The following is a 20653-nucleotide window of genomic DNA, read 5'->3' on the forward strand; positions in this document are numbered from 1 at the left end:
TTCCCTCTGCTTGCATCTCTATGATCCTAAATCCGTGCTCGGCGGTCTGCCTGCATCGCGGCTCGGCAAAGCCCAACCCCACAGCATTCCGTCCCTGAAGGGGAGCGCGAGAAACAGGTGCTCGAGCGCTCCCAAAAAACACAAGGTCGTAAGCAAGCTCGCCCCGACCATTTCGGCGCTGCCGACGGGTGCCGCTAACGCGAGCGAACCGAACCACCCACCCATGGCGGTGATGGCCGCGATTGAAAGAGCGAGAAGCGCGGTCATGCGATTCCGGCCGAAATAGGTTTTCAGATAGGCGAGGTGCAGCGGCAACATCTCTGCCGTGGAATTGGGTACGCCGACGAACATGTTGATCTTGGCCGTCAGCCTGAGGGCGAACAGCAAGACAAACACCGTTGCGCCGATCTGGTTGGGCGCGTTCCAAGAAAGCGAGATCAGCAAAAGCGCCGTAAGCGCCAGCGCAACCTCGTGATGGATCACTGTGGCGCTCGCCTGCGCAAACCGCCGCGCACCGCGCAATCCCGCGTCCGCAGGCTCTCGGCGCGGCCCGGCCGCTGCGCCTGTAAGGAAGCCGATCTCATGCCAGCCCCACACCATCAGCGCGCCCAGGAATGCAAGGTAGACCGCCCAAAGCTCGGTCGATTGTGACGCGATCAGGATGGTGATCAGACCGGCAATTCCGCACGCACCGCCGATCATGACACTGCGCGAAAAGGTCGCGCGTTCACGGTTGTCGGCCCAGGCGATTAGCCCGGTGGCGACGAACCAGATCGCAACCGTCACGATGAACGGAACAATATGGCCGCTCCAGCTTACCATGCAGGCTGCAGCCGGATCGATTGGGGAAGGGAGTTTGGTTTGGTGCGCTGACGATACATTTTGGCGAAATTCCAGCCTGCACCCGCAGCGCCGCTCACGCGTTTTGCAAGGCCGCCAAGACCGCCCTGCGCTTTGCCTTCCTCGATCTTCAAGGCCGATTGGCGCAGAGCCTCCATGTTCTTGCGGAAGGCCGGGCTGTCGATATCCAGCTCCACCGGGAAGACCTGGCGGCTGATCTGGTTGCAGATCGTAAAGACCTTGTAATCGTACTCGGTCGGATCGACGCCGAGGGCCCTGTGGAAGACCTCGCGGTTATGATCGCGGACGTACATGGTTGCGTAGACTGAAAGCAGGAAGAACCGGATCCACAGCTTGTTGTGGCCTTTCAGCAGCTTGGGATCTGCGCGCAAGAGCATTGCGAAAGCCTCGCCGTGGCGGAACTCGTCGTTGCACCATTCCTCGAACCAGTCGAAAATCGGGTGGAACTTGTTCTGCGGATTGGCGGCGAGATGCCGGTAGATCGTGATGTAGCGGGCATATCCGATCTTCTCGGACAGATAGACCGCGTACCAGATGAACTTCGGTTTGAAATAGGTGTATTTCTTGGTGCGGGTCAGGAAGCCAAGGTCCACCCCGATGCCCGCATCCTTCAAGCTTTCATTGATGAATCCGGCATGGCGGCTCTCGTCGCGCGCGAGCAGCTTGAACAGCTGCTTCACATCCGGGTTCTTGGTCCTCTTCGCGATCTCTGCGTAGAGCACGCAGCCGGAGAATTCGGAGGTCATCGAGCTGACGAGGAAGTCCTTGAACTCCTCGCGCAGTTCCGGCTCCAGATTTTCGATCACGCCTTTGAAGCTGTCATTGTGCTTGAAATGCTTTTTGTTCGGGTCGCCCAGCATGTCCGCGATCAGCTGGTCCCATTCTTCGCGCACCGGCGATACGTCGATCGCATCCAGTGCATCGAAATCGGTCGTGTAGAAGCGCGGGGTCAGCATTGTGTCCTGGGTCGCGAGCGCCATCGCGTCTTCGCTCGTCATCGGCTTGTAGGCGTTCATCTGATCCTCCCGGGATTGAAGCTGACCTCGTAGAGTTCCTTGAGGTCGAAATAGGCGGCGAGGCGCGTGATCGCGCGCTCAAGCGGCCCGGCGCGCGTCACCGTGGCGGCGCGCTCGAAAACGGCGCTGTGGCCGAAGGGAATGGTGATCGGTTCGCCGTGCACGCGGACCTTGTCGCCCGGCTGCAATTCAACCTCGCCGTCGAGTTCGACGTGTGCGTGGAAATGGTCGGAGCTCTGCTCGACCGAAATCGTACAGGGCGTATCAAACCGCCTTGCGCGGTGGTGCGGATGGTTGGCGCTGGATCCCATCAACGCGTCTCCTCTTTTTCTAGCATGGCGGCAAACACCGCCCGGTTGTCTGACCCGAATGAGGCCAGTTCGACGCTTTCGCCGGTCGTGCTGTCGCGCAGTGTCAGCGAGCTATCGCTCCATTCGACGAGGTCGAACGGGGTCGCGGGGCCGATGCCGCGGATCCGGCGCTCATGCACGAGGCTGCGGAGGCTGGAGCGCACGAAACCGCCATGTCCGACCCCGAAACGCGCGACTTCCTCGCCGCTTATCGCATCCTCCACACGGACCGAGCCATCGGCCTCATCGTAGAATTTGAGGCTGCGTGTCTCGGTCGCGGTAACGCCTTCTTGGGCGCGAACATCGTTTGCGATGGCCGTACGATCGACGAACCCCAGGCTGACCGCCGCAGTCAGCGCCAGGCAAATCGCCGCCACGCTGCCCATCATGATGAGAGGCACTTTGTGGACGGTGATCTCGTCTTCTTCGTACTCGCGAACGATCATGCGGGCGCTCCTTCAAGGCCGCGGTCCGGAAGCGCGCCTTTATCGGCGCGTGCAGCAGGGCCGTTCACCTGCTGGCCGTTTCCGGCTCGGTCTTCCTTGATCTCGGTCAAATTGCGTTCGATTGCCGAGAATTTCGCACACGCATCCGAAAGCGTTTGGGCAACTTCGGCAGCGTCCGGGACAGCGCGCAGCATTGGCTGAGGCTTCGTGAACTTCCATGGCCGCGCGTGCGGCCACAGGAGCAGGTTGCCGAGCATGCGTTCGCCATTCAGCTCCAACGCGATATCGCCGTGCCCCTTGCCGCGATTCTTGAGATGGGCCGCGCCGACATGCTTGAGCGGAATGTTGATCCGCGTCTCGATCGCCATGCCGATCCGCATGATGAGCCGCGTGTCGGTGAGGATGTAGAGCGTGCTGCGTGCGCTCAGCCATGCAAGCCCTTGCAGGATTGCAAGCGCCGCCACGCCGAGCACCGCGCAGACAATCGCGGCGTTCGTGTTCCCGAAAGCCAGCGAAACAGCGATCAGACCGGCGAAATAGATCGCCACCATGCGCGTGTGGAACGCGGTGCGGGCGAGGACCGACAGGTTTGGCCGGCCTTGCCACAGCACTTTCTCATCGGCCGCAGGCGTGCCCATGGGGTCGCCATCGGCGCTCGGGCCCATGGCTTCGGGAGAAGGCGTGTTTACAGCCACGGCTCGCTCCGTTCGGCCGTGGCATGCAGATAACCGCCGCCGTAATAGGCCATGATCTTGTCCTCTTCGAGCCGGGTGATCTGACCGGCCTTGGCGAGCTGCGGCACCGCATCGAACTGCGCGGACGTGATCGCGCTGATTTCGACCTGCTCGGGGTTGTCCGGCAGGATGCCTGTGAGGAGACCCTTGGTCTGAACCGCCACGACATTCATCGGAGCCAGAACCTTGGTACCGGCATTGGTCGTAACTTCGATGTAGCGGATGATATGCTCGGACTGATCGACCCAGATGTCGCTGACGGTTCCGGCCACCTTCTTGTCGGCAGCAATCACCGGCCAGCCGACGATGTTGGGATCGTTTGGCGCGATCACGATATCATGGCTGTCTGCGAGCGGTACGATGCGAAGGTTCCCATCGAAGGTGAGATCGGGATAGTCGTTGCGATTGGCATAGGATGCCGCACCGAACCCGTCCCTCATCGCATCTCCCGTCGGGGCGTAAGGCGCACCGCCTGCTCGGAACGTGCGGACGCCGGGCACTTCGACCGGATCGCGTGCGACATCTTCGGGAACATAGACACCGCGGCCGTGCGGCAGCTTGAAGGTTTTCTTGCCCGCATCGGACAGCGGAAGGCCGGTTTCGACCTTGCCGGTGAATTCATCTTCCAGCGGATAGCCCTCGCGGCGGCTCTCGCGGTTGAGATAGATCACCAGGCCGATGAAGAAGAACAGGAAAAGAAAGAAGGCGAGTTCGGCGACGTCGAACGTCCCGACTATGTATGTGTTATCCATGGGTCACATCCTTTCGGTATTTGCGGCTGAGAACGGCGGCCGCATTCATGTCGGGAATTCGCGCAAGCCGAACGGCTGGCCCGCGCCCTCCCGTAATTCGGTGGCGGATCTGCGAGCGCTACCGACAAGCGGTCCGATCGCGGCGAGGCCTGCGATAAGCAGCAGGATTTCGATCACGTAGACGGAGGTGTATCCCGTCGCCCGTGTGGAGATCGCGGCGGTCTGATCGCCGCTTGCGACGATCGCGAAGATCGTGTCGCGCAGCGCCCCGCCAAGGGCGATGCCGGCGCCCGCGCAGGTCGCCTGAACGGCGCCCCATGCTCCAAGGGCGAGCCCGGCGGAGGCGTTCTGCGCGAGATTCATCGCCTCTATCAGGGTGCCGACTGAGAACAGGCCGAGCCCGAACCCGATCGCTCCGGCACCGACGAACAGCATGGCAGACGAAGCGAAGGGCGCGGCAAAGACGATGATGAGAAATGCAGCAATGCCGGTGACAAGGCCCAGCCCGGCAATACGCAGCGGATCGCCGCCGCGTGACAGCATGCGGCCGGACAGCATGAAGCCGATCAGCGCGCCGAATGCCCAGGCACCTGTAAGGCTGGTCGTGGCTCCGACGGACAGGCCGAGCACTTCGCCGCCATAGGGCTCGAGCAGCGCATCCTGCATGGCAAAACCTGCAGCGCCGATCCCGATTGCCGTCAGCAGGCGGGCGTTGCGGCCATCCTTGACGAAGGCCTGCCACAGCTCGCGGAAGTCGGGCGTTTCGCGGTCGGGCGCGGTAATTTCCACATTGCGCGGCTCCTGCTTCCACAGCGCGACGATGTTGAGGATCATGGTCAGAACGGCAGCGCCCTGAATGACCTGCACCAGCCGCGTGGGGGTGAATTCGATCAGCAGCCCGCCGATCACGAAAGCGGAGAACATCATGCCGACCAGCAGCATGACATAAAGCAGAGCGACGGCGCGGGGGCGCTTGTCCTCGGGCGCAAGGTCGGTCGCCAGCGCGAGGCCCGCCGTTTGCGTGATGTGGAAGCCCGCGCCCGTCATCAGGAACGATACCGCGGCTGCAACGACCGCGATGGTGAAGCGGTCGGGATTGTCGAACAGCAGCAATGCGAACGGCATGATCGCAAGCCCGCCGAACTGCAGCAGCGAACCGAGCCAGATGTAAGGGACGCGGCGCCATCCGAGCACCGATTTGTGCGTGTCGGACTTGTGCCCGATCAGCGCGCGGAACGGGGCGACAAGCAGCGGCACGGCAATCAGCGTCGCGACGATCCACGCAGGCGTCTGCAATTCGACGATCATCACGCGGTTCAGTGTGCCGTTGAGCAAGACAGTCGCCATGCCCACGCTAAACTGGAACATGGCTAGTCGCAGCAGACGGCCCAGCGGCAGGTGCGCGCTCGCCGCGTCCGCAAATGGCAGCATCGCCATTACGAACTCAGTCCAATTGGCCGGAGCCTTGGCCGGCGCGTTGGAAGGAGGGCGGGGCGAAACGCTCATCCACGCCTTACCAGTTCGAGCGCCTGGCTCGTATAGAAACCGCTCGATACACGCTGTGTGCGGCCGATCTTCCAGTCGCTCAGGCGGCCGAGACGGGCGCGCAGCTCGGTTTCGGATACAGGTACAATCGCAGGAGAGCGGTTGTTCTTCGGAAAGACCTTGCCGACTGTGTGCATTGCGCCCAGCAGCCGCGTTAGCGGCGCGAAGGTGAAGAGGATCGACGTAGTGGTGCGCTCGCCCAGCTGCTCGACCGCATCAACAAGATCCTCAGGTGCGTAGTGAATGAGCGAATCCATCGCCACGGTATGCGCGAAGGTGCCGAGCGAGGGATCGAGCATGTCACCCGCCATCCAGTCGATCCGGCCATGTCCGATAAAGCTCGGCGTGCGCTCGCGGGCGACTTCGACAAGTCCGCCTGCGACATCAATGCCCGTAACCTCAGCGCCCCGGCACGCAGCCGCGATCGCCAGCGCTCCCGTGCCGCAGCCCGCATCGAGCACGCGGGTGCGGCGTAAATCGCCGGGTAGCCAGTCGAGCAAGGTCGAGCGCATCTCCTCGCGGCCGGCGCGCACCGTCGCGCGGATCCCGCTGACCTTGGCGTTCGATGTGAGGTCGATCCACGCCTGTTTGGCGGTGCTGTCGAAATAGGTCGCGAGCGCCTCGCGGCGCTCGGCATAGGGACCGGCTTCGTATGCGGATGGTGATCGTGTGGCCATCATTCAAACCCCAGAAAATCGAAGATGTCGCGGTCCTTCATCGGCTGTGCGATTGTGGGATCGACGCCCGCCCACAGCATCGCTGCGAGGCGGAGATATTCGTCCTGCGCAGCGACCACTTCGGGATCGTCGCCCATTTCGAAGAGCGTGCATTTCTTGAGGCGCGAGCGGCGGATCGCATCGACATCGCGGAAATGCGCGAGCCGCTGCATCCCGATCTTGTCGCAGAAGCGGTCGATCTCATCGGTCTCGCGGCTGCGGTTGGCGACCACGCCCGCTAGGCGCACGTCGTAATTCTTGGACTTCGCACCGATAGCGGCGACGATGCGGTTCATGGCGAAGATGCTGTCGAAATCGTTCGCAGCGACAACCAGCGCGCGCTCCGCATGCTGCAAAGGCGCGGCAAATCCGCCGCACACGACATCGCCCAGCACGTCGAAAATCACCACGTCCGTGTCTTCAAGCAGATGGTGCTGTTTCAGCAGCTTGACCGTCTGGCCGACCACATAGCCGCCGCAGCCCGTGCCTGCCGGCGGACCGCCTGCTTCGACGCACATCACGCCGTTATAGCCTTCGAACATGTAATCGTCGGGCCGCAATTCCTCGGAGTGAAACTCGACCGTTTCGAGTACATCGATAACCGTCGGCATCAGCTTTTTCGTCAGCGTGAAAGTGCTGTCATGCTTGGGGTCGCACCCAATCTGGAGGACGCGGTGGCCGAGCTTTGAAAACGCCGCCGAGAGGTTCGACGAGGTAGTCGACTTCCCGATTCCGCCTTTGCCGTAGACCGCGAACACCTTCGCGCCCTTGATCTGGTCGCGCGGGTCGAGCTGGACCTGGACCGATCCCTCGCCGTCGGGCTTGGTGAAGCCGGATTTCGGTGTGTGCAGGTTCATCGGTTCATCCCTTGTGTCATTCTGCCGCAAAGACGCCTTCGAGGCGGTCTTCCAGTTCGTCATTGGCCTCGCGCAGAGCGGCGAGTGTCTCTTCATCCGGCTCCCAGAGGTGCCGATCGCACGCCTCGAGCAGGCGTCCCGCGACGCGCGCGGAGCTTTTCGGATTGAGTTCGGCGAGGCGGCGGCGCATCTCCTCGTCGAGGACGAAGGTCTCGCTGATCTTCTGGTAGACCCACGGCTGCACCTGACCGGTCGTTGCCGACCAGCCGAGCGTGTTGGTCACGTGCATTTCGATATGCCGCACGCCTTCGAAACCATGATCGAGCATGCCTTCGAACCATTTCGGATTGAGTGTGCGCGTGCGCGTTTCGAGGTCGATCTGTTCGGCGAGGGTCCGCACTTTGGCATTCCCGCGTGTCGCATCGAGGATGTAGACAGGAGCGTCTTCGCCCTTTGCGCGCGCAACCGAACGGCTCACCCCGCCCAGGCCATCTACATATTGATCGAGATCGGTGATGCCGACTTCGACGCTTTCGAGGTTCTGGTATGTGAATTCGACGTCCTTAAGCGCGCTTTGCAGCAATTCGCGCTGCTGGACGGGCGCGCCGTTCACGCCGTAGGCAAAGCCTTTGTTGATCTCGAAAGCGTTGGCGAGTTCATCGGGATCGGCCCACACGCCGCCATCGATCATCTGGTTGACGTTCGCGCCGTACGCCCCCTCGGCATTGGAGAAGACGCGCAGCGCAGCGGTTTCATGGTCGCAGCCATGCGCCGCTGCATGAGCGAACGTGTGCTTGCGGACGAAATTCGCCTCGGCGGGCTCGTCCGCCTGGCTTGCCAGCAGCGCGGCTTCGGCAAGCATCCGCGTCTGCAGCGGCAGGAGGTCGCGGAAAATGCCGGAAAGCGTCATCACCACGTCGATCCGGGGGCGTCCCAGTTCTTCGAGCGGGATCAGCTCTGCACCGCAAAGGCGGCCGTAGCTGTCGCGCCGCGGCCTTGCGCCGAGCAGCGTCATCGCCTGCGCTATCTGGACGCCTTCGGATTTCATGTTGTCTGTGCCCCAAAGCACCATGGCGATGCTTTCAGGGAAGAGCTCGCCCCCAAGGCTTTTCGCGCTGACATGACGGGCGATCAGGCGCTCGGCCTGGTCGCGGCCTTGCTGGCAGGCGTAGGCACTGGGGATCAGGAAGGGGTCGAACCCGTGGACGTTGCGGCCCGTTGGGAGGACATCGGGATTGGCGACGATATCGCCGCCGGGGGCCGGCTGGACATAACCGCCATCGAGCGCATGGATCAGCGAGCCGAGCTCATCGCTCGCATCGAGCTGTTCGCTGAGCTTCTCGCGGGTATTCTCTTCATCGCCCGACGCTTCGAGCATGGCATCGAGCATGTCATCGCGCTGCGCGCCGGAGGGATTTGTACCCAGCACGTGCAATCCGTGTGGGATCAGCGCCTCTTCGAGTTCGTAGAGCCTGCCTGCAAGGTCGCCGATATCGCCGCATTCGATGTCGAGCGCGTCGCACTGATCCTGGATGATCTCGGCAAGATCGGCCCGTTCCGATTGGCCTTCGCCGTCGTCGGCAGTGATCCGCCAACGCTCAACGCTCGCCTTGAGTTCGGTCAGCCCCTTGTAGAGCCCCGCCTGCGCCAGTGGCGGCGTCATATAGCTGACGAGCGTGGCGGCCGAGCGCCGCTTCGCCAGCATCCCTTCGGACGGGTTGTTGGCGGCGTAAAGATAGTAATTCGGCAAATCGCCGATCAGCCGGTCGGGCCAGCAATCGCCGGTCATCCCGGCCTGCTTGCCCGGCATGAATTCGAGCGCGCCGTGTGTGCCAAAGTGGAGAACACTGTGCGCGCCGAAGTCCTCGCGGATCCAGCGGTAGAACGCGCTGAAGGCATGGGTCGGCGCAAAGTTGCCCTCGAACAGCAGACGCATCGGATCGCCTTCATATCCGAAGGCAGGCTGGATGCCGACGAAGACGTTGCCGAAATGAGCGCCGAGCACCTGGATATGGCCGCCATCGCTTTGCGCCTTGCCGGGGGCGGGGCCCCATTGCGCTTCGATTTCAGCGAGATGCGGTTCGCGCCGGACATGATCGTCGGCTGGAATGCGCGCCGCGACATTCGCATCCGCGCCGAATTGCTCGCCATTCCCTTTCAGCAAAGCATCGCGGAGCATGTCGACCGTGTCCGGGACCTCGACGCTATACCCTTCGGCGGCGAGCCGGTGGAGCGTGGCGTGGAGCGAAGCGTAGACCGATAGGAACGCCGCCGTGCCCGTGGCCCCGGCATTGGGAGGGAAGTTGAACAGGACCACGGCAAGCTTGCGCTCCGCCCGCTCGCTGCGGCGCAGTTCGATCAGTTTGCCGACCCGCGCGGCTATGGCTTCTGTGCGCTCGGGGCAGCCTTGCATCGGGCGCAGGTGATCGGATGCAGGACGCTCGCACTCGCGCTCACAGCCTTTGCACACCGCCCCTTCGCCAGCCCGTCCGCCGATTACGCTCGGCACGATCGATCCGTCGAGTTCAGGCAGCGCGACCATCATCGTCGCCTCAAGCGGCAGCAGACCCTGAAGGCGCTTGCGCCATTCCTCGATGGTCTGGAATTCGATGGCATGCGCAGCGAGGTAAGGCACATCGAGCGAGCCCAGCACCTCACGGGCCGCTTCCGCGTCATTGTAGGCCGGGCCGCCGACGAGCGAGAAGCCGGTGAGGTTGACGATCGCATCGACCACCGGCTGACCGTGCTGGTCGAGGAAGAATTTCTCGATTGCAGGCCGCGCATCGAGACCGCTGGCGAAGACCGGAACGACTTTCATCCCCGCATCCTCGAACGCGGCGATGGCAGCGTCGTAATGGCCGCTGTCCCGCCCGAGCAGATAGGAGCGGAGCAGGATGAGCCCGACCGTGCCGTTCGGCGCCTTGCCGCGCGGCAGGACCCGCAGGCTTTCGGAAATCTTCTGCTTGCTGCGCGGGTGATAGACGCCGGTTTCGGGATATTCGAGCGGCGCCTCTGCTTTCGTGATACCGCGGCGACCAGCGCGCTCGCCCGCCGCGTAGCGGTCGATCAGAGAGCGCACCATGGCGATCACGTTCTCATCCGATCCGGCGAGCCAATATTGCATCGTGAGGAAGTAGGCGCGCACGTCCTGCGCGGTGCCGGGGATGAATTTCAGGATTTTGGGAAGACGCCGCAGCATCTTCATCTGGCCCGCGCCGGAGCTTGCGCCTTGCTTCTTCGATCCGCGCAGCTTCTTCAGGAGCGCGAGCGGACCTTTCGCAGGCGCGTCCATGCTGTAGCCGCCCATGCGGGTGAGCTTCACGATCTCGCCTGCCGACATCAGGCACACCATCGCATCGCAATGTTCGCGCCGAGCCTCCAGCGTCGGCATGATCGCGCGGCAGTGATCGTCGAGGAACAACATCGTTGCGATGACGATATCGGCCTGCTCGATCGCCTGTTTCGCGCTTTCGAGCGATGCGGTGTCGCGGTCCCAATCTGCGGCCGCGTGCAGGGTTAGCGAGATGTTTTCTTGCGAGAGGGCATGGCCCGCACGCTCAACTGCGCCTTTCAGATGATTGTCGAGCGTGACGATCACCACCCGTACCGGCGTTTTCCTGTGCGCCAGGATCGAGGCGGGTGCCTTACCGGGCATAATGCGCTTTCGCGTCGTAAAGCGTCTCTAGATCGATTTCGGCGCGGCCCTGATCGAGAGCGAACGCTTCGGTGTTGCGGCGCGCTTTCCCGCGCACGAAGAACGGGATTTTCTTGAGCTCGCGCTCGGCCTCGCTCGTCCAGATCGATCCGTCATTTGCAGCGACGATCGGTTCTTCGGGACGATCGGCATTGGCGCTCTGCGCGGACCCTGTCGATGATCTGGGAGTATGTGCAGCGTGGTGCGACGGTCCGGCTTCGTCCGAGAATTCGAAGTCTTCTCGGAACATGGTGAGCAGGTGTTCCTCTAGCCCCATGACCAGCGGGTGGACCCAGGTGTCGAAGATTACGTTCGCGCCTTCGAAACCCATTTGCGGTGAATGCCGTGCCGGGAAATCCTGCACGTGGACGGGCGAGGAAATGACCGCGCATGGCAGGCCAAGCCGCTTGGCGATGTGGCGCTCCATCTGCGTGCCGAGCACCAGTTCAGGCGATGCCGCGGCGATGGCTTCTTCGACCGCGAGATGATCGTCGGTGATGAGCGGCTCGACGCCGTATTCCTTGGCAGCGGCGCGCACTTCGCGGGCGAATTCGCGGTTGTAGCAGCCAAGACCGCAAACCTCGAAGCCTAGCTCGTCGCGGGCGATGCGGGCGGCGGCGACGGCATGGGTTGCATCGCCGAAGATGAAGACGCGCTTGCCAGTGAGATAGGTCGAATCGACGCTACGGCTCCACCAAGGCATCCGGGAATGATTGTCGCCGAGGGCAGGCGTGGGATCTGCACCTGCCAACTCGGCGACGTCGGTAATGAAAGCACTTGTGGCCCCCACTCCGATAGGGATGCTGCGAATGGCGGGCTGGTCGAAGGTCTTTTCGAGCCAGCGAGCCGCTTCGTCAGCAATCTCGGGATAAAGAACGATGTTGAAATCGGCCGCGCCGATCTGCGTTATGTCTTGCGGGGTCGCGCCCAGCGGGGCCACCAGATTGACCTCGACGCCCAGCGCACCCAGGATCTTACGGATTTCGACGAGATCGTCGCGGTGGCGGAAGCCGAGCGCACACGGGCCGAGGATGTTGGCACGCGCTGCGCGGCCTTCGCGGTCAAGGCGGACTACCTTCTTGTCCGCCAGCGAGCGGACGATCTGGTAGAAGGTTTCGGCAGCGCCCCAGTTCTCCTTGCGCTGATAACTCGGCAGTTCCAGCGGGATTGCAGGGCAGGGCAGGTCCATCGCTTCGCTGAGACCGGCGGGATCGTCCTGGATCAGCTCGGCGGTGCAGGACGCGCCGACGATCATGGCCTGCGGTTCGAACCGCTCGGCCGCTTCGCGCGCAGCGGTCTGGAACAGTTCGGCTGTGTCCTTGCCCAGGTCGCGTGCTTCGAACGTCGTGTAGGTAACCGGCGGGCGTTTTGCCCGGCGCTCTATCATGGTGAAGAGCAAGTCCGCATAGGTATCGCCCTGCGGTGCGTGGAGGACGTAGTGCAGCTTCTCCATCGCGGTCGCGACGCGCATCGCGCCGACATGGGGCGGGCCTTCATATGTCCAGACGGATAGCTGCATCGCCTATACCTCCAGCACGTCACGCCGCCGAAGCGGGCGCGCAAAGAGTTCGGCAAGGTCGCCGGCCTGGTCGAAGCCGTGGATCGGCGAGAAAACGAGTTCGATGGCCCATTTCGTGCTCAGGCCTTCGGATTCGAGCGGGTTGGCAAGGCCGAGACCGCAAACGGTCAGATCGGGCTTGTCCGCGCGCACCCGGTCAAGCTGGCGCTCCACATCCTGGCCTTCGCTGATCCGGGCAGACGGCGGGATCAGATCGAGTTCCTGAGCGCAGTGGGAGCGGTGCAGGTAAGGCGTGCCGACTTCGACCGGTACCATGTCCAGTTCCGTCGCAAGGAAACGGGCGAGCGGCACTTCGAGCTGCGAATCCGGCAGGAAGCTGATGCGCTTGCCCTCCAGCTGAGCCTTGGCATGCGAAATCGCTCGCTTGGCGCGTTCGCGGCCCGGCGCGATCACGCGGTTGAAGTGCATTTCATCGACGTCGAACGCATCGGCGGCAGCCTTGAGCCAGCTCGTCGTGCCCTCTGCGCCAAAGGGAAACAGTGCATCGAGCCTTTGCGCGCCGCGCGTCTCAAGAGCCATCGCCGTCTCCGCGAGGAAAGGCTGCGCAAGGAGATACCGCGTATTCGGGCCGATCGAGGGAAGGTCGCGGGCATTGCGGGCGGGCAGGCAACCGACACGCTCGATACCGAGCTGCGCGAACAGGCGCAGAAACTGGTCTTCCACGATGTCCGGAAGCGAGCCGACGATCAGCAGGTCTTGCGGCGCATCGGGCGAGGCCGCGGGCATTTCCGGCACCAGCGCGGCGAGGCAAGCATCTTCGCCTTGGGTGAAAGTGGTTTCGATGCCGCTGCCGGAATAGTTGAGGATGCGCACCGCAGGCATGTGCTGCGCGCCGAGGCGTTCGGCCGCCTTGGCGAGGTCCAGCTTGATCACTTCGGAAGGGCAGGAGCCGACGAGAAACAAGGTCTTGATATCAGGCCGGCGCTCCAGCAGCCTTCCGACGACCCGGTCGAGCTCGTCCTGGCAATCGACCATTCCGGCGAGATCGCGCTCCTCCATGATGGCCGTGGCGAAGCGCGGCTCGGCGAAGATCATCACGCCCGCTGCCGATTGCAGCAAGTGCGCGCAGGTGCGCGAGCCGACGACGAGGAAGAACGCATCCTGCATCTTGCGGTGGAGCCAGACGATCCCGGTCAGACCGCAGAACACCTCGCGTTGGCCCCGTTCGCGCAGGACCGGGCGCTGCGCCGTTTCGGACGGAGTGGCGCAGCCGGTAAGGGTGGAGGCCGCGCTCATGCCGGAACCGCCAGAGGCTCAGCCGATGCCTGAAGCCGTGCGGCGCGCAATTTGAGAAGGAATTGCGCTGCATTCACGACATAGGCGGCGTATGCCGCGAGAGCGACGAACATGCGCTGATCGACCGTGCCGAATGCGCCGAGCAGCATGACGAGATAAAGCGTATGGAGGGCGAGGACGAGCATCGAGAACACGTCCTCCCAGAAAAAGGCCGGGGCGAAGAGCCAGCGGCCGAAGACGACCTTTTCCCAGATCGAACCGGTCACCATGATGGTGTAGAGCACCAGCGTCTTGATCACGATCGACATGTCGGCGGCAAACGCGCCTTCGCCGGTCATCAGATAACGGATGACAAGCGCGAGACTGGCGATGAAGACAAGGAATTGGAGCGGGGCGAGCACGCCCTGGACGATGGTCCAGCCTGACTCGTCCCGGCGTCGCCGCTCATCCGCTGAATAGAGCGCCCCTTTGATCCCTGGATTGTCGTCAGTCCGCAGCGTCTCAGTTGCGGAGGCGACTGGGGATACCTGATCCTGCCGAGTCATCTCTTCGAGACTACCTTTCCCTCTCGAGTCGATAACTACTCCATGACAACGCAGAGTGTCAATCAGAGTTGACGTCTTGTTGACTTGACATCAAGTGCGCGCGGCTGTGATTGCTCATTGCTGGAAAAAGGCGTAAGTCTGAGTCGCTGGCGGGAGAGAAGTCGGACATCTTCCGGCTCCATCAGCAGCGACGCGATCCGCGCCGTTCCCGGCATTGTGGACCGGGAGACTGGAGGGTCTGATGGCGAACACCAAAGGGAATGGCGTATTCGAAGCAGGCCAGGCGGCGCTGCGAAGGGTGATGTCCAATCCGCTGGGTCTGCGAAAAGACGCCGAAACGGATCAGGAAGAGCGCGACGCCCGTCTCTCCGACGATTCAATAAACGCTATCATCGAAGGCGAGATTATTCCGCGCCTGCTGATGGCGCATGCCTCGGGCAAGTCGACGGGCCGATCCGGCCACGAGATTGGCATTGCCTCGTCAGATGCGCGCGACTTCGCAAAGCTCCCGATTAGTCTCGAGGCGGCGAATCTCCTAGCGGAAGTCGATCGGTTTCTGGAAGACGGCGTGAGCGTCGAGACCATTTACCTCGATCTGCTTGCTCCGGCTGCGCGAAAACTCGGCGAAATGTGGGAAAACGACGAATGCGATTTCGTCGATGTCACGATGGGACTGTGGCGGTTGCAGGAGGTGATGCGCGATCTTGCTTCCCGGGTGCCTGCCGCTCCGGTCGAAGACAAAGCAAATCAACGCCGTGCGCTATTTTCAGCGATGCCCGGCGACCAGCACAGCTTTGGGGCCCTGATGATCGACGAGGTGTTTTCACGTGCCGGTTGGCACAGCGAAGCGCTTCCCAATGGAGAGCGGCGCGAGCTGCTCGACCGGCTGGCCAACAATCACTTCGACGTGGCAGGATTGACCGTTTCGCGGCACTGCCCTAGCGCGACGATCACAAATTTGATCACAGCAATGCGAAGCGTTTCAGCCAATCCGGACATATCTGTTTTAATCGGCGGCAAGATGATCAACGAAGATCAATCGATTGTCGCCAAAGTGGGAGCCGATGGGACCGGCGCCGACGCTCGTGATGCGCTTGAGGAGGCCGACAGACTGGTCCGATCCAAGCCAGCGCGAGCGCAAGCTATGCGCTAACCGGGACCATGAATGCTAACACGTAAGCACAGTATCGAAGGCAAAAACCCGTTCGGTAAAGCGGCTGAATTGTTCAACAGCCTCGATGCCGATGCAGCGATGAAGCTCGCGATGGTTGCCGGCGACGTTACGCTGGTGCTCGACGATGCCGGCACGATCCTCGATGCCGCTTTCGATCCGTCCGATTTCCCCGAACTCGATGACTGGGTCGGCACCAACTGGATCGAAACCGTGACCGAGGAAAGCCGGCCAAAGGTCATGGAGATGCTTGCCGCAGCGCGCCGCGGTGAGGTGCAGCACTGGCGGCAGGTCAACCACCCCACACGCAAGGGTGATGTCCCGATCCGCTATGCTGTGCTGAGCGTAAATGGCGGTGAACACCGCATCGCGTTCGGGCGCGATCTGCGCGATGCGGGCAAGCACCAGCAGCGATTGCTGCAGGTCCAGCAATCGCTTGAGCGTGATTACCTGCGTATGCGCCAGCTTGAGGCGCGTTACCGAATGCTGTTCGAACTGTCGTCCGAAGCGGTGATGATCGTCGAAGCGTCCACCCTGCGTATCAGGGAAGCCAACCCGGCTGCGCATTCGATGACCGGTCACCGCGCGGGCGCTCTCCCGGGCAAGAAACTGCCAAGCCTGATGGACAAGGGCTCACGCGATGCGCTGCAGGCACTCGCCGGTTCGGCGATGGCGTCGGATTCGGTGGCGCCGATCGAGCTTCGGCTGGCCAAGGGCTCCCGGCTTGTAAACGCGGCGATCACGGGGTTCACGCAGGATCGGGGTAAGTTTCTGCTGCTCAGGCTGATGCCGGCCGGCGAAAATGACGACAATGCGGATTCGCCGCTATTCGACCTGATCGACTGCATGCCCGATGCCTTCGTCATGGCGGATGCCAATCTCGAAATCATCAGCGCAAACCACGCTTTCGTTGAGCTTGTCCACGCGGCGAGCGTCGACCAGCTGCGCGGCAGGCACCTGTCCGAAACCATCGGGCGGCCCGGCATCGACCTCGATTTGATCGAGGGACAAATTGACCAGCACGGAGCTGCGCGCAATGTCAGCACGGTGCTGCGGGCGGGCGGAGAGCCCGATGGCGAACCGGTCGAGCTCTCGGCCGTTCGCAGCAGCGGCGAGGAATCGCTTTATGCCTTCGTTATCCGGCCTATAGGACGCCGCCTGCGTGACTTGCCGCCCGGGGCGGAAGACCTGCCGCGTTCGGTCGAGCAGCTGACGGATCTCGTCGGGCGGATGTCCTTGAAAGATATCGTGCGGGAATCGACGGATCTGATCGAGCGGCTGTGTATCGAGGCTGCACTGAATTATACTTCGGACAATCGCGCTTCGGCCGCGGAAATCCTGGGCCTTTCGCGCCAGAGCCTCTATTCGAAGCTTCATCGCTATGGGCTCGGCAATCTGCCATCCGATCCTGAAGATGGCGGTTAGCACCAGCCGCTAAGGCGCGCGCCGACGCCGCGAGTTCGAGCGAGAGCGGGGCGCAGGCCATCAACGCTGGGATCTGGCGTTCTCATCCGAAAATGTGTCGAACGTCATTCTGGGACGACACTGCCTTGTCAACTTGTGCAGACCCGAAAAACCTCCGCGCGCCGAAAGTCGTGTGAGTTTTCTGCAATTGCCTCGAAAGTGTGTCAATTTAATTTGACGCCCGAGACTGTCAGGCATAGCCTCTGACCATGGAACGCTCTGCGGTCTCGACTCGCCTCGCGCCGATTCCGGCGCTCCGCGATGTCGTCCAGCTCCTCAAGCCGATTACGTGGTTCCCACCGATGTGGGCCTTCATGTGCGGCGCGGTGTCGTCCGGTGTCGGGCTCGATGGGCGATGGCTGTTCGTCCTCGGAGGTATCCTGCTCGCAGGACCGCTCGTTTGCGGCACCAGCCAAGCAGTGAACGACTGGTTCGACCGCGAAGTCGATGCCATAAACGAACCTGACCGCCCGATACCTTCCGGCCGGATAGCGGGACGCTGGGGCCTTTACATCGCACTGATGGGCACCGCTCTTTCGGCTGCGGTCGCGTGGATGCTAGGCATATGGGTGTTCATCGCCGCGTTGATCGGACTGGCGCTTGCCTGGGGATACAGCGCGCCGCCTTTCCGGTTCAAAACGAGCGGTTGGACCGGCCCGGCGGTTGTCGGCCTGACGTACGAGGGTTTGAGCTGGTTTACCGGGGCGACCGTCATGCTCGGCGCTTTGCCGTCTTCGCAAGTGCTGGTCGTGCTGGTGCTCTACAGCCTGGGCGCGCACGGCATCATGACGCTCAACGATTTCAAGGCGGTCGAAGGCGACCGGGCGACCGGGCTTAGATCTCTGCCGGTGATCATGGGCGTTGGCGGTGCCGCCAGGTTTGCCTGCGCGGTGATGGCGGCGGCGCAGGTCGCGGTGATCGCGCTGCTCGCGTGGTGGGGATACACGCTTTCGGCAGTGCTCGTCAGCGTCGTTCTCGTTGCGCAATTCGCAGCCATGCCGCGCCTGCTGCGCGATCCGAAGAAATATGCGCCATGGTATAACGGCATCGGGGTGACGCTCTACGTGCTCGGTATGCTTGCCGCCGCACTCGGTCTTGGAGGCTATCTGTGATGGCGAGCTCAGGCATCACAAGCAAGGGCCTCGGCTGGCTCGCGATTATCAGGATCGGATTGGTCCAGGCGTCGATCGGCGCGATGGTGATGCTGACAACCACCGTGCTCAACCGGCTGATGGTGGTCGAATACGCTCTCGCTGCGGCAATCCCGGCAGGCCTTGTCGGCTGGCATTATGCAGTCCAGTTGTGCCGTCCTTTATGGGGCCACGGATCAGACAAAGGCGGAAGCCGCGCTGTCTGGGTTCTAGGCGGGATCGTAGTGCTCGGTCTGGGTGCGATCATGGCCGTGCAGACAACCGTGATGATGAGCGGCAGTTTCGCGCTGGCCATGGCTGTGGGCGTGATCGCGTACACGCTGATCGGTGTGGGTGTGGGTGCGAGCGGAACCTCGGCGCTGGCGCTCCTGGCCTCCGGCGTGGCACCGGAACGCCGCGCCGCTGCGGCGGCCGTTACCTGGATCATGATGGTTACGGGTATCGTGGTTTCCGCGATTACCGTCGGCGCGCTTCTGCAGCCCTATTCTCCTGAGCGGCTGCTCACCGTGGCAACAGGCCTGTTGATGACCTGCGTGGCTATCACCGCGCTGGCCGTGTTCCGGCTGGAGCCGCGCGGCGGCATTCAGGCAAACAGTTTCGCCCAGACCGCAAAGGACGGTCCCACGCCGAGTTTCGGAGAAGCCCTGCGCGAAATCCTGCATGAAAAAGCTGCGCGGCGTTTCACGATCTTCATCTTCGTATCGATGATGGCGTTCAATATGCAGGACCTCATCCTGGAACCCTTTGCTGGCCTCGTCTTCGGGATGACGCCCGGTCAGTCGACCCAGCTCGGCGGAATGCAAAGCGGCGGGGTGCTGGCGGGGATGATTGTCGCCGGGATAGGCGGCAGCGCTTTTGCCGGGCGGATGCCAATCGAGCTGCGGCATTGGATCGTTTTCGGCTGCCTCGGTTCTGCGCTCGCGCTCGCCGGGCTTTCTGTGGCTGCCATAGCAGGGCCGGGCTGGCCGCTTGCACCGAATGTATTCGCGCTCGGGTTCTGTAACGGCCTGTTCGCCGTTGCGGCCATCGGCGCCATGATGGGTCTTGCCGGGTCGGGTCGGAAAACCCGCGAAGGCGTGCGCATGGGTGTATGGGGCGCAGCGCAGGCGATTGCGTTTGGGCTTGGCGGGCTGATCGGCGCGGTCGGTGTCGACGCCGCGCGCCGCGCGCTCGCCAGTGACGGCAGCGCGTTTCAGCTGATTTTCGCCATCGAAGCGGGGCTGTTCGTGCTCGCCGCCGCACTCGCGATCCGCGCCACCAGCGCGGGCGCTCAGCCAGCACATCAAGAAAAGAGGAGCCTGGACACAGCAGGCGAGGGAGAGGTGTTCGCATGAACGAGACAATCTATGACGCGGTCGTCGTCGGCGGCGGGCCATGCGGCGCGACCACCGCGACCGATCTGGCGCTGGCCGGCCATTCCGTCTTGCTGATGGAACGAGGCGGGCGCATCAAGCCGTGCGGCGGCGCGGTCCCACCGCGCATGCTCGAAGACTTCGACATTCCGCAAAGCCTGCTGGTCGCGCGCGCACGCTGCGCCCGCATGATCGCGCCGTCCGGGCGCTCGGTCGATATGCCGGTGGGCGAGATCGGCTATGTCGGCATGGTCGACCGCGACGAATTCGACGAGTGGCTCCGCGAAAGAGCCCGGATGTCCGGCGCCGAGCGGCTTTGCGCGGTCTTCGAAAAGATCGAGCGTGACGAGCACCCGCACCCGCTGGTGACCTTTCGCCGCAAACGGGGCGGCCCGATCGAACGTGCGCGCGCGCGCTGCGTGATTGGTGCAGACGGCGCGCGATCGGCGGTCGCGAAACAGTCGCTGCCCGGCGCCGAGCGGGTAAAATGCGTGTTCGCCTATCACGAGATCATCAAGTCACCGGCCAATGACAGCGAGGCTTTCGACGGCAATCGCTGCGACGTGTTTTACCAGGGCAAGCTTTCGCCCGATTTCTACGCTTGGGTCTTCCCGCACGGCGAGACGGCCAGCATCGGCGTGGGCAGCGCGAACAAGGGGTTTTCTCTGCGCGGCGCGGTATCGCAGATGCGCACCGAGCTCGATTTGACACGGTGCGAGACGGTGCGGCGCGAGGGGGCACCGATCCCGCTGAAGCCGCTCAAGCGCTGGGACAATGGCAAGGACGTGATCGTCGCGGGCGACGCGGCGGGCATCGTCGCGCCGGCATCGGGCGAGGGCATCTATTACGCCATGACCGGCGGGCGCTATGTCGCCGATGCCGCCAGCGAGTTCCTGAGAACCGGCGAGGCCAAGGCGCTGAAACGCGCGCGCAGCCGCTTCATGAAAGAGCATGGCCGCGTGTTCTGGATCCTCGGGATCATGCAATATTTCTGGTATTCCAGCGACAAACGCCGCGAGCGGTTCGTGACCATGTGCGACGACAAGGATGTGCAGCAGCTCACTTGGCAGGCGTACATGAACAAGAAGCTCGTGCGTAAGAAACCGATGGCGCATGTAAAAATCTTCTTGAAAGATTGCGCGCACCTCTTGGGAATGCGGGCCGCCACGCGCTAAGCTTCTTCC

General features: G+C 62.8%; 18 protein-coding genes. 5 read left to right on the plus strand and 13 right to left on the minus strand.

The window, feature by feature from the left end; translation table 11 throughout:
* Positions 1-18 precede the first annotated feature (18 nt).
* The 13 genes from puhE to bchF are packed head-to-tail and all read right to left on the minus strand — an operon-like array spanning position 19 to position 14331.
* Complete coding sequence (gene puhE, locus IB285_RS02350) at positions 19-822, minus strand: putative photosynthetic complex assembly protein PuhE (RefSeq protein WP_190786666.1); 804 nt, start codon at positions 820-822, stop codon at positions 19-21.
* Positions 816-1877, minus strand: a complete 1062-nt coding sequence (gene acsF, locus IB285_RS02355; RefSeq protein WP_190786667.1) for a magnesium-protoporphyrin IX monomethyl ester (oxidative) cyclase — start codon at positions 1875-1877, stop codon at positions 816-818. The genes puhE and acsF overlap by 7 nt, the downstream gene beginning before the upstream one ends.
* Positions 1874-2188, minus strand: a complete 315-nt coding sequence (locus IB285_RS02360; RefSeq protein ID WP_190786668.1) for a hypothetical protein — start codon at positions 2186-2188, stop codon at positions 1874-1876. The genes acsF and IB285_RS02360 overlap by 4 nt, the downstream gene beginning before the upstream one ends.
* The gene (gene puhC, locus IB285_RS02365) at positions 2188-2673 is read right to left on the minus strand and encodes a photosynthetic complex assembly protein PuhC (protein WP_190786669.1); all 486 of its coding nucleotides are present in this window, start codon (positions 2671-2673) and stop codon (positions 2188-2190) included. Before puhC ends, IB285_RS02360 begins: the two co-directional genes overlap by 1 nt.
* The gene (gene puhB / locus IB285_RS02370) at positions 2670-3368 is read right to left on the minus strand and encodes a photosynthetic complex putative assembly protein PuhB (protein ID WP_328705837.1); all 699 of its coding nucleotides are present in this window, start codon (positions 3366-3368) and stop codon (positions 2670-2672) included. The genes puhC and puhB overlap by 4 nt, the downstream gene beginning before the upstream one ends.
* Positions 3359-4159, minus strand: coding sequence for a photosynthetic reaction center subunit H (gene puhA / locus IB285_RS02375; RefSeq protein ID WP_190786670.1), 801 nt, complete (start codon positions 4157-4159; stop codon positions 3359-3361). The genes puhB and puhA overlap by 10 nt, the downstream gene beginning before the upstream one ends.
* Before the next feature lie 45 nt (positions 4160-4204).
* Entirely contained in the window at positions 4205-5665 is a 1461-nt protein-coding gene (locus IB285_RS02380; RefSeq protein WP_190786671.1) for a BCD family MFS transporter, read from the minus strand.
* Entirely contained in the window at positions 5662-6381 is a 720-nt protein-coding gene (bchM, locus tag IB285_RS02385) for a magnesium protoporphyrin IX methyltransferase (protein ID WP_190786672.1), read from the minus strand. Before bchM ends, IB285_RS02380 begins: the two co-directional genes overlap by 4 nt.
* Positions 6381-7277: a ferredoxin:protochlorophyllide reductase (ATP-dependent) iron-sulfur ATP-binding protein gene (bchL, locus tag IB285_RS02390; protein ID WP_190786673.1), complete on the minus strand. Its 897-nt coding sequence runs from the start codon at positions 7275-7277 to the stop codon at positions 6381-6383. Before bchL ends, bchM begins: the two co-directional genes overlap by 1 nt.
* A 16-nt stretch (positions 7278-7293) precedes the next feature.
* Complete coding sequence (locus IB285_RS02395; protein WP_190786674.1) at positions 7294-10932, minus strand: magnesium chelatase subunit H; 3639 nt, start codon at positions 10930-10932, stop codon at positions 7294-7296.
* A complete protein-coding gene (bchB, locus tag IB285_RS02400; RefSeq protein WP_190786675.1) occupies positions 10922-12490 on the minus strand; it encodes a ferredoxin:protochlorophyllide reductase (ATP-dependent) subunit B in 1569 nt (522 codons plus the stop codon). The genes IB285_RS02395 and bchB overlap by 11 nt, the downstream gene beginning before the upstream one ends.
* Before the next feature lie 3 nt (positions 12491-12493).
* Complete coding sequence (locus IB285_RS02405) at positions 12494-13786, minus strand: ferredoxin:protochlorophyllide reductase (ATP-dependent) subunit N (RefSeq protein ID WP_190786676.1); 1293 nt, start codon at positions 13784-13786, stop codon at positions 12494-12496.
* On the minus strand, positions 13783-14331 hold the full coding sequence (gene bchF / locus IB285_RS02410) for a 2-vinyl bacteriochlorophyllide hydratase (RefSeq protein ID WP_190786677.1): 549 nt from the start codon (positions 14329-14331) through the stop codon (positions 13783-13785). The genes IB285_RS02405 and bchF overlap by 4 nt, the downstream gene beginning before the upstream one ends.
* Positions 14332-14572: 241 nt before the next feature.
* Here bchF and IB285_RS02415 point away from each other — a divergent pair, with 241 nt between their 5' ends.
* The 5 genes from IB285_RS02415 to IB285_RS02435 all read left to right on the plus strand — a co-directional run bounded on the left by IB285_RS02415 (position 14573) and on the right by IB285_RS02435 (position 20644).
* A complete protein-coding gene (locus tag IB285_RS02415; RefSeq protein ID WP_190786678.1) occupies positions 14573-15484 on the plus strand; it encodes a cobalamin B12-binding domain-containing protein in 912 nt (303 codons plus the stop codon).
* A 12-nt stretch (positions 15485-15496) separates the two neighbouring features.
* A complete protein-coding gene (gene ppsR, locus IB285_RS02420; protein WP_190786679.1) occupies positions 15497-16927 on the plus strand; it encodes a transcriptional regulator PpsR in 1431 nt (476 codons plus the stop codon).
* Positions 16928-17175: 248 nt separating this feature from the next.
* Positions 17176-18078 carry a chlorophyll synthase ChlG gene (gene chlG, locus IB285_RS02425; RefSeq protein ID WP_190786680.1) on the plus strand — a complete coding sequence of 301 codons (903 nt, stop codon included), beginning with the start codon at positions 17176-17178 and terminating at the stop codon, positions 18076-18078.
* The gene (locus IB285_RS02430) at positions 18078-19451 is read left to right on the plus strand and encodes a BCD family MFS transporter (RefSeq protein WP_190786681.1); all 1374 of its coding nucleotides are present in this window, start codon (positions 18078-18080) and stop codon (positions 19449-19451) included. Before chlG ends, IB285_RS02430 begins: the two co-directional genes overlap by 1 nt.
* Positions 19448-20644, plus strand: a complete 1197-nt coding sequence (locus IB285_RS02435) for a geranylgeranyl diphosphate reductase (protein WP_190786682.1) — start codon at positions 19448-19450, stop codon at positions 20642-20644. The genes IB285_RS02430 and IB285_RS02435 overlap by 4 nt, the downstream gene beginning before the upstream one ends.
* The last annotated feature ends 9 nt before the right edge of the window (positions 20645-20653 follow it).

This window comes from Erythrobacter rubeus, assembly GCF_014705715.1.
Lineage (GTDB): Bacteria > Pseudomonadota > Alphaproteobacteria > Sphingomonadales > Sphingomonadaceae > Erythrobacter > Erythrobacter rubeus.